We start from the raw sequence: 12,377 nt of genomic DNA, 5'->3' as shown, positions 1-12,377 counted from the left end.
TGTGCATATATGGTCAAGAACGGAGGACGTCAGAACATGAGTAGAATTATCGCCGGTCAATGCGGTAGTTTGTCCTTGTCTCATGTGCCAGGGAATAAGACACGTCCGACAACAGACCGCGTCAAAGAGTCTTTATTCTCTAGTTTGGAGGGGTACGAGGTGTTATCGCAGGGGCGTGTACTTGATTTATTTGGTGGCTCTGGTGCTTTAGGGTGTGAGTCTTTGAGCCGTGGTGCTCGCCATGTTGATTTTGTAGATTCGTCTTCGACGGCTATTGCGACGATTCGTGAGAATGTGGCGCGTGTTTCTCAAGGGTTGAGTTCTGCTGCGTCCACCATGATTTATACATCGGATGCCCAACGTTTTTTGGAGCGTTATCAGGGGGAGCCGTGGGATGTTGTCTTTGTGGATCCTCCTTATGATATGCCTAATGAGCAGGTGCACACGCTGTTAATCCTCCTAAAAGAACATTTGAATGATGACGCTGTGGTAGTTCTGGAGCGTTCTTCTCGTATGGAGCCGGTAGAAATTCCTTCTGGTTTGGAGCAGTTCCGTCAGAAAAAATATGGTGAGACTATTCTGTACTATGTGCAGTTAGTGTCGTAGAGAGTTTCTGGATACTATTTATGGGTGCTTCCACTGTTAGGCTATAGGGTATGCAGCTAGTTATTTGTCCTGGTTCTTACGACCCTATTCATAATGGGCATGTTGATGTGATTACTCGTGCCGCCAAACTCTATGGCAACGTGATTGTTGCTGTTGCTCGTAATTCGGCGAAGACCTATCTTTTTAGTGATGAGGAGCGTGTTGCGCTCGTTCAAGAGACTTTTGGTTTTTTGGACGGCGTGAGCGTGGAGTTGATGCCGTCTATGTTACTTGCTGATTACGCGAAGTCTCGTGGCGCGCATTTAATCGTTAAAGGTGTCCGTAATTCTTTAGATTGGCAGTATGAATCGCAGATGGCTGTGATGAATCGTCATCTTAGTGGTGTGGAGACAAGTTTTTTGGTCTCGGATTCGCGGTATTCTCAGCTGTCGTCGACGCTCGTTCGTGATGTTGCCCGTTATGGGGGACAGCTTGATTCTTTTGTGCCTGTGCCTGTACAACGTGCTTTAACACAGAAAATATCACGCGAAAAGTGAGCTTAACAGCACATTAACGGTGCTTGAATAGAATACGTGAAGCTGGAATAGTTGCTATGTAGCCGAACTGCAACTAGAGTTTGTAGTTGGTCAAAACTTATCATAAGGGAGTTCGTCATTTCACGAAAAGATTCATCGCCCCTGAAGGTTTCTGTTCGGAACCTGAGTCATCAACCTGGGACCATGGAAACCCTCGATAAAGTGATACCAGCGCCAAAGGATTTTGGCAATGCTCTGATCGGAGCGGAAGAAGGTTCGGACATTGAACTCAATCTCCGGCTAGAATCCGTTGTAGATGGTATTCTGGTTAGTGGCACTGCAACCGCCGACATGAGCGGTGACTGCAGTTTATGCCTTGATCCGGTTTCTGAAACCGTGTCAGCAGATATTCAAGAGCTCTTCGTCTTTGAGAAGGCACCCGCTGGTGGCCCAGAAGACGAAGAAGATGAGCAGTACACGGTAGAGGACGATTATATCGACCTTGAACCGGCTCTACGGGACGCAGTCATTTTACAACTGCCGTTCCAGCCCCTTTGTAAGGACTCTTGTCAGGGATTGTGTTCCGAATGTGGAATCCGCCTGGAAGAAGAGCCGGGGCATCACCATGAGGTGCTTGATCCGCGCTGGAGTGCTTTAACCGGCATATTCAACGAGGATAAATAAACTTAATAACCGTATTTTCTAGAGAAGAGAGATAGCTGTGGCTGTTCCCAAGCGGAAAATGTCCCGTGCTAACACCCGCGCACGCCGTTCCCAGTGGAAGGCGTCCGTACCTCAGCTGGTTAAGACCGTTGAAAACGGTCGCGTAACCTATTCTTTGCCTCACCAGGCAAAGCTAGTTACTGACTCTGCAGGTAACGCCTTGTTCTACGAGTACAAGGGTCGCAAGGTAGCTGACGCGTAAAGTTAGTATGAATAACTCTGATTCATCAGAATTGTTGAAACGTCTCGGTCTCAATATTGATACCGAGACGTTTCAGCAAGCACTCGTACACCGTTCCTACTCTTTTGAGAACCCTGGAACACCCCACAACGAAAGACTAGAGTTCCTCGGTGACTCCGTGCTTTCACTGGCTATTGCCGAAGACGTTTATCGTCGTTTCCCCAACGAGCCTGAAGGGGAACTCGTACGCCGACACCATGTTGTTGTCTCATCATGGGCACTAGCAAAAGTTGCACGAACCCTAAACCTAGGCGCTTACCTCTGGTTAGGAAAAGGCGAAGAAAAAACTGGCGGAGCAGATAAAGATTCCATTCTCGCCGACACCCTCGAAGCCATCTTCGGAATGTGTTATATCACCCTCGGACGTGACCGTGCCCGTGACCTCGTCCTCGAACTCATCGCACCTATGCTCGATGATCAAGAAATCCTTGACGCCGGACGAGACTGGAAAACCGAACTTCAAGAAATCGTGCAATCCCAAAAACTCGGGGACATCCGCTACGAAGTATCCGTCTCAGGGCCTGAACACGCCCCCGAATACACTGCTACCGTTCATATCGCTAACACCACTTATCATCAAGGTGTTGCAAGCTCCAAAAAAGAATCAGAACGTTTAGCAGCCCAAAAAACGTGTAAAGAACTACAATCACACCATCAGGATGCCTGAACTACCTGAAGTTGAAGTCGTACGCCGTGGAATGCTCACACACGCGCTGGGCAAACGTATTACAGGCGTGAACGTTCACGATACCCGCTCTATCCGCCGTAGCGAGAATACGCCTGAAGAGTTTGCACACACCCTCAAAGATACGACAATTATTGACGTCGTACGACGCGGAAAATACCTCTGGATCATCCTCGAAAACGCTGATGGTACCCGTCTTGAAACAGCTCTTGTCATACACCTAGGTATGAGCGGTCAAATCCTTTTTAAAACCTCAAAGTTCCCGCCAGAAAAACACCTCAAAATCACGGTAACTCTAGGGAATCAAGACCATCACTCCACAGCAGAACCTGCTGCTGAACAGCTACGTTTTGTGGATCAAAGAATTTTTGGTGGAATGTACCTTGATACGCTTATTCCCGTATCGGATACACGACAACACCCTGTATCCGCATCTAGCGCAAGCACATTATCGTTACCGTATATTCCGCAAAGTCTGAACCATATTGCACGAGATCCTTTAGATACGAATTTTGATATTGACGAGTTTCGACAGAAAATGCTCAAAACATCCAGCGCCATCAAACGTCTACTACTGGACCAGTCAACTATTTCAGGAGTCGGCAATATTTACGCTGACGAAGCGCTATGGCGAGCGCGTCTTCACTACGCGAAACAAGCAAAAACTATGAGCCTGGCAAAGACCCGAGAACTCGTTCACTCAATACAAGAGGTCTTCTCACAGGCTTTAGAAGCTGGAGGAACTAGCTTTGACGCCCTCTATGTCAACGTTAACGGGGAATCTGGGTATTTTGATCGTTCTTTGAACGCTTATGGGCGTGAAGGACAGCTGTGCTACCGGTGCCAAGAAAATGGGGTAGAGAGTACCATCATTCGTGAGGTGATGATGAAACGGAGCTGTTATCGTTGCCCGAGATGCCAACGTGCCCCGCGTCAAAAGAAAACTTCATCGTAGAGAAGTGCCCTGAAGCAGATACGCTTCAGGGCACTTTTTAGTGTCGGTATCGGTCTTGATAGAACTGCGCTAACCGTTCGTATCCTTCTTCTAACGATACTTTGGGCGCCCAATCGAGAAGTTCTTGGGTTCGTCGTTGGTCAAACCAATGAGCAGTTGATAACTGTTCTGCTAAGAAACGTGTCATGGGCGGTTCGTCTTCTCCAGGGTATTTTTCCCATACTTTCTCAATGACGCTACCGAGGGCGCGGGCTAATGTTGCTGGTACAGAGCGTTTGGGCGGTTCAATACCCACGGCCGTGCACATGTGGTGGATTATTTCTGCCACCGGTCGCGGCTGTCCATTAGTAATCACGAGTGCTTGTCCCTGAATATTCTCTAACCGTTCATAACCGGTTACGATAGCATCTACCGCATTGTCAATATAGGTGGTGTCAATGAGTGCTGTACCGTCGTTCAGCAGGGGAAGCCTTCCTGCTGCAGCTCGTTCTAAGACACGTTCAACAAGTTGTGTATCGGATGGGCCCCACACAATATGCGGTCGTAGCGCTGCCGTGTGGAAGCGTTCACTATTTTCTGCGAGTACGAGGTGTTCGGCAATAGCTTTTGAACGCGCATAATATCCTCTAGTGCGTTCGGGTGCTGCAGCAGTATTATCTGCACCCATAAAAGACACCCCAGTATGAGCTACGGAGGGCGAAGAAATATACAAAAAACGGGTGATTGAGTGATGTGCCGCGGCTTGAAGAAGGTTCTGTGTGCCTTGAACGTTCGTCTGATAAAACTCTTCCCAGCTTCCAGCGAAAGATACTTTAGCAGCTAGATGAACCACCCCATCACAACCGTCAACAGCTTCTTCTAAACGGTTCTTGTCACCTAAGTCGGCGCGTATCTGGGAAAGGTTTTGAGCTAAAGCCGGTGGTAATATCTTCTGAAGCTGTGCATCGCGGCGTTGAACAAGACGCACTTGATATCCGCGTCGTAAAAAGTCGAGGGCAACTTCTCGACCTAACAACCCTGAAGCGCCGGTCACAAGGACACGCTCTTGACGTTCTCTTACCGGTGCAATATCTGGTAAAGGATGTAAAGAAACCGGTGTTTTTACCACGATACTTTCGCTTTCTCTCCAGAGAGAACCTTCTCTGCCCACTGTGCCAGTAATGTACGGTCAATTTTTGAATTATGACGGATATCGGTTGGGTGCTCTTTCACGGCAAGTACCGCGCAGAGGCTAATTCCGGTTTCCTCAAACACTTGGTTACGAATTTTTTGTGTCAGCTTTACACTGGCAAGACCATTTTTACGGGTCTGTGGGTCTGTTTCAACCACCGCAATAGCTTGAGCACAACCGGCAGGGCCAACAGACACGACCGCTGCACGTCGTACGCCCATAATTTTTTCGGCGGCATGCTCAGCCGCTACAGGGGTGTATATTCCTTGAGCACCCAAAATAATATGTGAGAGTCTTCCTTCAACCCATAGTCTGCCGTGCTCATCTAAATGCCCCACATCTCCAGTATGATGCCAGCCCGGTGTGGCTATTGATTGGTGCTCTGTGACCCACAGCCTGTCATAACGGTCTTTGACGTGAGGTGCACGCACCAGAATCTCACCGGTCACACCGGGAATCTGATGATGTTCTACCCCCGCTACACCGTTTTTGTCTAGCGGCGCTATACTCACCTGTGCACCTGCTATCGGCGTTCCAACACAGACACCATTTCCTGCACCTAAAACATTTTTAGATGCAGCGTCAGCGGCTGCGTCTTGTATCTGTTCATAGGATATATCTGTGATGGGTAGAGCCTCTGTCATACCATAGGGGGTGTGGATGCTTGCGTGCGGAAGAATCGCATGAACAGCTTCTAAGAGCGAGGTGCTCAATGGGGCACCTGCAGAAAGTACGGTGCGTACCTGAGCTAAAGCATGTTTTTCTTGCTCTCCTAATGCTACGGAGGTTCTGACCACATTCATTAATGCGGAAGGGGAGAGAAACACCGTTTGTGCGGAAATTGCTTCTACCGCGTGAGCTAATGCTGAGGCGGTAAGAGTCTTAGGTTGGGTCACATCCATTGTTGGGGTAACACTTGTTACGCCAAGGGCTGGTCCTAATAAGGCAAAGGGTGCGAATCCTGCAACAAGTCCCGTATTTTGGTGCAGATGATAGGTGCTCATAATGGCATCTCGCATCGCGCTCAGCTGTTGTTGAGTGTAGAGCACTCCCTTAGCTGGCCCTGTTGAACCCGAAGTGTATAGCACTGCTGCATGCTCTTGAGCATCTCGAACGGGGCGAGACCGAACACTAGTATCGGTAAAATCTGCCAGAGTCGCTCTAACACCAAGAACTTTTTTCATCACACCGGTGAGTGGCTCCGCCGATATTCTGAACCCTGGCCAACCGAAAGCCTTTGCTGCTGCTAATGCTTGAGGGATACCAATCAGATAATCTGGTCTTGCCCCCTTCAGCGCCCGAGTCAGGCCTTTGGCTCCAAGACCAGTATCAGCAACAACAACGATAGCCCCAATTTTTAGACACGCATACATACATGTTGTCAGTAGTGCGCCGGGGGGAATCATCAAATTCACTCGTGATTGAGGTCGAACACCTAAATCTTCAAGCCCATTAGCAACACGTTCTACATTCTGAGCAAGTTCTGCCCACGTATAGTGGCGTGCTATGCGCGTAGAATCTTTGGGATGCATATCGACAACAGCTAGCGTCTTTTCTTCACGCCGTTGTTCAAGTTGTGCACCCATGGGAACGAAACTCTTACTATGAACGTTCTTTGCACGACGCTGAACATGCTGCTGACGTAACGTGTGTTCTTGCATGAAATGTTCATGAAGCCATTCAAAAAATGGGGTAGCAACATCTTGGTCTTCCATCACTAAATGTGAAGAATTCTCATAACAATGAACATCTGCATGCGGCATTCTGCGCATCAAGTCTGCTAAATAGGGACGGGTAAAGACAGGGTCTTGAACACCCCACTGAAAAAAAGCTGGCACTTGAAGGTGACGGATGCCCTCTGCAATGTTCTGCATCATTGCATAGGAAGGGCTCTGAGGCGTTGCGGGTATATCAACAACAAAATTGCGGATACCTTCACGAAGATTCGACGACGTATAAGGCGAACGATACGCGGCACGAACCTGTTGAGATAATCGGTTTTGCCCCACCAAAGATAAAGTCACATCTAAGAACGCGGTACTTTTTTGTGTACCCCAACGGTGTACCCCAGGGGCAAGGGCAACCTGTAATGGTGCTGGAATAGCTGAACCTTCAGCATGAAAGACTGCAGTATTTGTTAATAAGATTCCGCTCAAAATATTTTGGTGTTCTAAAGCCCACCCCAAAGAGACCAACCCGCCCCAGTCATGGGCAAGAGTCACTACCGGTTGTGTACTATCATCTAATCCGATTGTTTTCGTAAAATCTGATAAGTCCTGCACTCGATCTTCAAGACGGCGCACCGTGCCGGTACGCTCTGAATACCCCATATCTAGCTGGTCAACGGCAATAACACGCCACCTATTCTCAGGGTGAGCACCCGCTTGAAGAATATTTCTCCAAATATATGACCACGTCGGGTTTCCATGGACGGCAAGAATCGTGCCCACCGGCTCCAAAGAATTCTTCTCCAACGTTGGAAGATTATCCAGATAACTCCACGAACGACGCTGTCCAGCATCTACAGCGCTCGTAGAACACACTTCAAGACGATGCAACCATTGAGGGTCAACACCGGGCCATTGTGCGGCAGAAGAAAAAAGGGAATGAGTCACTGCAACGGAACCTTTCATGGAGTTTCTTCACCCCAGCTATGTAGGGAAAGAGGAACCTTCTCACGGAGGAGAAGGATAGAAAACTATTATTCTTTTTTGAGATACAAGAACAGGGCAGAACTACCAGAGAATCTCCATCAGCGACGTATTCAAACCAGAACCAACCCCCATACATAAAATACGATCCCCAACACGATATGTTGGGGCTTCTTGCGCTAATGTCATGGGCAAAGCCGCCGCCGCAACATTACCCCAATAGGGGAAAGTCATCGGGATCTTTTCCGAATCAATACCAACAGCTTCAATAATGGCGTTCGTGTGAGCATTAGAAATCTGATGTGTCACATAAGAATTCATATCAGTCCAATCCCACCCTCGATGATGAGCCTCTTCCCATGTCTGAGCAACCAACTCTAAACCATGTTTCAACAGGCCTGCAGCATCGGTGTTCATCCCTTCAGCGGCATTTCCACCGACGCAAAGATGACGATGCTCCGTACCTGCACGCGAGACAGAACCTACCAGCCGATGCCCTTGCGGGTGTAAACTATGGCGACCTAAAACAGCTGCCGCCGCCCCCGAACCAAGAGTTAACGTCGCAAATTGTGCTAACACATCATCACGTGTGGTTTCAGGCTTGTCGAGGATACGTAATGCTGTCTCATGCCACGGTGAAGGATCTTCCCCCGCAACTACCAACGCATAATCAATAGCATGAGCATCAATCATGGTAGCGGCAACTGTCATCGCGTTAACAAACCCTAAACACGCATTGGTCATATCGAACTCTAAGGTGTGTGCCGGAAGCCCTAAACGATCATGAATGCCCACAGCAACGGCTGGTTCAAAATGACTTCGAGTGACAGAAGCATTAATCATCAAACCAATACGATCGCCAGAAATACCGGCAGCATCTAACGCCTTTTGCGCCGCAGATACGGCACCATCTTCAAAGGTCATCTGCGCACCCCATGAACGACGTTCAGAAATGCCTGCTAAACGCTCTAACAGACCTTTAGGAAGCCTCAGCCTTTGATATGTTTGAGCGAGTTTTTCATCAAAATAGGTTGATGTGACAACCTCAGAAGGGATTTCATATTCAATGGATAATAACGCCACATCAGAATGACGGATATCAGAGTTAGCGGTCAATGCGATACTTGCTTTCGTCCACGTTCGGGGTGTATGTCTTAGACTTATCTATTGAGAGAACATCTCATAAACCCAACACAAACACCAGGGGAGAGGAAACCCTTGATGGCAACCTATGAACATTCTAGGTGCCAAAAACACCTCTAGTACATATTTAGCTCAAGGGATAATCTCACACTATATGTGCTAGTAAAGAATCAAATTTTTTGGCTACCACCAACCTATAGCACCTTGGAGAAAGGAATCCTGTGCGCCTCATCTCTATGACCTTACGTGGATTCAAATCCTTCGCCTCAACCACGGTCTTTGACTTTAACGACGGTATCAACGCCATCATCGGACCTAACGGCTCAGGTAAATCCAACGTCGTAGACGCACTCCTATGGGTGTTAGGAGAACAAGGCAGCAAAAACCTCCGTGGATCAGCCATGCAAGACGTCATTTTTGCCGGAACCTCCCACAAAAGTCCACTAGGACGAGCGAAAGTCACTCTCGTTCTCGACAATTCAGAGCACGAACTCCCTTTACCTCATAGCACCGTCGAAATATCACGAACCCTCTTCCGCGGAGGCGGCTCAGAATACGAAATTAACGGTACTACCGTACGACTAAGCGACGTTCAAGAACTTTTTAACACGGCGTCCATCGCTAAAGGAGAACACTCCATCATCGGGCAAGGACACATCGACAAAGCCCTCCAATCTTCAGCTACCGAACGACGAGCCCTCATCGAACAAGCCGCCGGAATCCTCACTTACCGTCGTCGAGCAGAAAAAACAGAACGTAAACTCCACGCGATGAAAGCCGACCTCAACCGTCTCGAAGACCTCAACAAAGAACTCACCAACCAACTCAAACCACTCGGCGAACAAGCCACAAACGCCCGCACCGCTTACGAAATCCAAGCACAGATACGAGAACTACGCGAAAAACTTCTCGCACACGAAGCACTCACACAACACCAAGAACACACCCAAGACGAAGACCTCTACCAAAAAACACAGATCCAACACCGAAAACTTACCGAGACTCTCAACACCTGCCACAACAAGAAAACACAACACCACGCTCTGCAAACACAACTTGACCAACGCCGTCAAGAACAGCACGAGAACCTTCAAGAACTCGAAAAAATCATGGCAGCAACACAATCTCTTAGAGCACTAGCACAGGAGAGAACCCGCCTCACCGAAAAAAATAACTCTCTTGAAAGCTACCAACAGCATCTTCACCGTACCGAAGATTCCATCACCCAAGAAAAAGCAGAAGAACAACAACTCCGCCAACAATGCGAAGACCTGACCCACACTCTGCAAGACCTCACCCTACGATACGAGCAACAACACCAAAAAATAGAACGCTGCCAAGAACAGATACAACAACAGCAACACCGCCGCAAAGAACATCAAGAACGCCTAACCCACAGCATTACCGAACGAGCCAGCCTACGCGCCAAATATGAAAGAATCCGCGCTGAACACCAACGCTACCGAGAAGAACTTAAAAACGCTCAAACACAACACCAAAACTACGCCCAGAATCTTGACCAGCTCACCCACACCCTGCAAGAGCACACAAAAACTCTGCAACACGAAGAACAACAACAGCAACAGCTACGCCTAAAACACGAAGAATACGCCCGCAAGAGCGAACACAGTAGAAACATCTGCACACAACGAGCCATCGCCGTACACACCCTACAAGCAAGCATTACAAGCCTTAAACAGCTCCTTCAAACACCTGAAGAGAACACCCCAGAACACACCGGCAACCCTCTTCACCGTCTCATTCAGATTCAGCAAGGAAAAGAACGAGCCATAGCGCACGCACTAGGAAAATATGCGCAAAGCTACCTCTACGAAAAACCTACCTACAACACCTCCCACAACACACTCTTCGCCCCACACAACACCCCAACAACTCACACCGAAAACATTAACGGGCTTACCCCAGCAATACACTGTGTCAGCACAGAACACCCCAACGCACAACAAATACTTCAACAAGCCCTAACCCACATCTACTTCACCCCAGAATTCACAGAAGACCAACACCATCTTCTAGAACAACATCCACACATCGTCATCTACGATTCGCAGGGACGACGCTACACCAACTACAGCTACAACACCGCAGAACCCGAAGATAACCACCTCGAAATAGCGGCACAGATTAGCGCACTCACCCAAGAACTCACCCACGCAGAAACGCTAGAACAAGAAGCCCAAAAACAACACGACCGCCACACCCAAAAACTTGCTCAAATCAAAGAACAAGAACACGAAACAGCACGTCACATCGGAAAAATACAAAAAACTATCCACCGTTTAGAAACAGAACACGCCCAACTCACCACACAACACCGCCACGAACAAGAACAACACCAATACCAACAGAAAAAACTCGCACGATACCGCACCGAAGAACAAGAACACGCACAACTACTAGAACACCTCAACCAAACCATCACCACCCTACAAAAACAACAACCCCCTGAAAACCCACAACAGCTCCAAGAACATAACACCCTTAAAGAAGAACTAGAGCACCTCTCACACCAACGCACCATCGCCCAAAACTCACTCACACACACCCAACAATACCTACAGCTAAACCAAGAAAAACTTCAAGAACTAGAAACCCACCTCAACACACTTCAAGAACACACCGCACAAGAACAACAACACGAACAACAACGCCTACTCCAACAACAACGCGCTAACACTGTGGCACAATGCGCCCAAAAACTCCTAGAAACACTCACCCAAGAACACTCTCAACAACAGCAGCACTACCGTGCCCTCAGCGAAGAATTCAGCACCCTCAACCACACCTGCCAGAACATCGAAGACGAACTAGCAGACATCACACACCAACATCAAACACTGACCAACACCTTACAAAAACTCAGCCTCAAAAAAGCTCAGAGCAGTATCCGCTACGAAAACCTCAACCAACGTCTTAACGAAGAACTCGGCTGCACCATTGAAGAACTCCTCGAAACCCACCAAAACTACCTCCAGAACAACACACCCCACTGTGCCGAACTCGAAAAAAACCTGCACCAAGAACAACAACGACTCAAAACACTAGGAACCGTCAACCCTCTAGCCTTAGAAGAATACCAAGCCCTAGACGAACGCCAACAATACCTGCACACCCAAATCACTGATCTGAAGAAATCCAGAGCCTCAATGCGCTCGCTGATGGCAGAGTTAAACCGCCATATGAAAACTGCTTTTGTTGAGGCATTTGAGCAGACTAAAGACGCCTTTGAACGAATCTTTGCAGAACTTTTCCCCGGCGGAGAAGGTACCTTAGCGCTAACTGATGACGAAGATTTACTCAATTGCGGAATTGAAATTCATGCGCGACCTGCAGACAAAAAAGTACAAAGGCTCTCTTTGCTCTCTGGCGGGGAACGTGCGTTAGCATCTTTAGCACTAGTGACTGCAATTTTTGAGGCTAGACCTGCACCGTTTTATGTACTTGATGAAGTCGAAGCTGCTTTAGACGACCGTAACCTCTCACGTGTCCTACCAGTCTTTGAACGTCTAGGTCAGACGAGTCAGCTGCTGATTATTACGCATAAACCTCGCACCATGGAAATCGCCCAGACTCTCTACGGCATTACGATGTTTCAAGGGGTTAGCAACGTCATCAGCCAAGACGCCCAATCTATTCGTGATGCTTTAGAATCCTAGAGAGAAGACC

General features: G+C 48.3%; 10 protein-coding genes. 7 read left to right on the top strand and 3 right to left on the bottom strand.

Annotated features, from left to right (window positions below; translation table 11 throughout):
• The first annotated feature begins 36 nt into the window (after positions 1 to 36).
• The 6 genes from rsmD to mutM all read left to right on the top strand — a co-directional run bounded on the left by rsmD (position 37) and on the right by mutM (position 3,725).
• Positions 37 to 606 carry a 16S rRNA (guanine(966)-N(2))-methyltransferase RsmD gene (gene rsmD / locus ACN083_RS03335; protein WP_419101409.1) on the top strand — a complete coding sequence of 190 codons (570 nt, stop codon included), beginning with the start codon at positions 37 to 39 and terminating at the stop codon, positions 604 to 606.
• A 50-nt stretch (positions 607 to 656) separates the two neighbouring features.
• Positions 657 to 1,142 (top strand): pantetheine-phosphate adenylyltransferase, encoded by a 486-nt coding sequence (coaD, locus tag ACN083_RS03330; RefSeq protein WP_419101408.1) that lies wholly within the window; start codon positions 657 to 659, stop codon positions 1,140 to 1,142.
• A 183-nt stretch (positions 1,143 to 1,325) separates the two neighbouring features.
• The gene (locus ACN083_RS03325) at positions 1,326 to 1,805 is read left to right on the top strand and encodes a YceD family protein (RefSeq protein ID WP_419101407.1); all 480 of its coding nucleotides are present in this window, start codon (positions 1,326 to 1,328) and stop codon (positions 1,803 to 1,805) included.
• Positions 1,806 to 1,842: 37 nt separating this feature from the next.
• Positions 1,843 to 2,046 carry a 50S ribosomal protein L32 gene (gene rpmF / locus ACN083_RS03320; RefSeq protein WP_419101406.1) on the top strand — a complete coding sequence of 68 codons (204 nt, stop codon included), beginning with the start codon at positions 1,843 to 1,845 and terminating at the stop codon, positions 2,044 to 2,046.
• Between the two features lie 7 nt (positions 2,047 to 2,053).
• Positions 2,054 to 2,752 (top strand): ribonuclease III, encoded by a 699-nt coding sequence (rnc, locus tag ACN083_RS03315; protein ID WP_419101405.1) that lies wholly within the window; start codon positions 2,054 to 2,056, stop codon positions 2,750 to 2,752.
• A complete protein-coding gene (mutM, locus tag ACN083_RS03310; protein ID WP_419101404.1) occupies positions 2,745 to 3,725 on the top strand; it encodes a bifunctional DNA-formamidopyrimidine glycosylase/DNA-(apurinic or apyrimidinic site) lyase in 981 nt (326 codons plus the stop codon). The genes rnc and mutM overlap by 8 nt, the downstream gene beginning before the upstream one ends.
• A gap of 37 nt (positions 3,726 to 3,762) precedes the next feature.
• Here mutM and ACN083_RS03305 read toward each other — a convergent pair whose 3' ends face one another.
• The 3 genes from ACN083_RS03305 to ACN083_RS03295 all read right to left on the bottom strand — a co-directional run bounded on the left by ACN083_RS03305 (position 3,763) and on the right by ACN083_RS03295 (position 8,663).
• Positions 3,763 to 4,833: an NAD-dependent epimerase/dehydratase family protein gene (locus ACN083_RS03305; protein ID WP_419101403.1), complete on the bottom strand. Its 1,071-nt coding sequence runs from the start codon at positions 4,831 to 4,833 to the stop codon at positions 3,763 to 3,765.
• A complete protein-coding gene (locus ACN083_RS03300) occupies positions 4,827 to 7,511 on the bottom strand; it encodes an alpha/beta fold hydrolase (RefSeq protein ID WP_419101402.1) in 2,685 nt (894 codons plus the stop codon). The genes ACN083_RS03305 and ACN083_RS03300 overlap by 7 nt, the downstream gene beginning before the upstream one ends.
• A 120-nt stretch (positions 7,512 to 7,631) precedes the next feature.
• Complete coding sequence (locus ACN083_RS03295) at positions 7,632 to 8,663, bottom strand: 3-oxoacyl-ACP synthase III (protein WP_419101401.1); 1,032 nt, start codon at positions 8,661 to 8,663, stop codon at positions 7,632 to 7,634.
• A 248-nt stretch (positions 8,664 to 8,911) separates the two neighbouring features.
• On the opposite strand from ACN083_RS03295, the gene smc reads away from it, so the two are divergent.
• Positions 8,912 to 12,367: a chromosome segregation protein SMC gene (gene smc / locus ACN083_RS03290; RefSeq protein WP_419101400.1), complete on the top strand. Its 3,456-nt coding sequence runs from the start codon at positions 8,912 to 8,914 to the stop codon at positions 12,365 to 12,367.
• Positions 12,368 to 12,377: the final 10 nt, after the last annotated feature.

It is taken from the genome of Rothia sp. CCM 9418, from assembly GCF_048512825.1.
Classification (GTDB): Bacteria; Actinomycetota; Actinomycetes; order Actinomycetales; family Micrococcaceae; genus Rothia.
The sequence above is the reverse complement of the archived record's forward strand: the minus strand, read 5'-3'. Positions and strand labels throughout refer to the sequence as shown.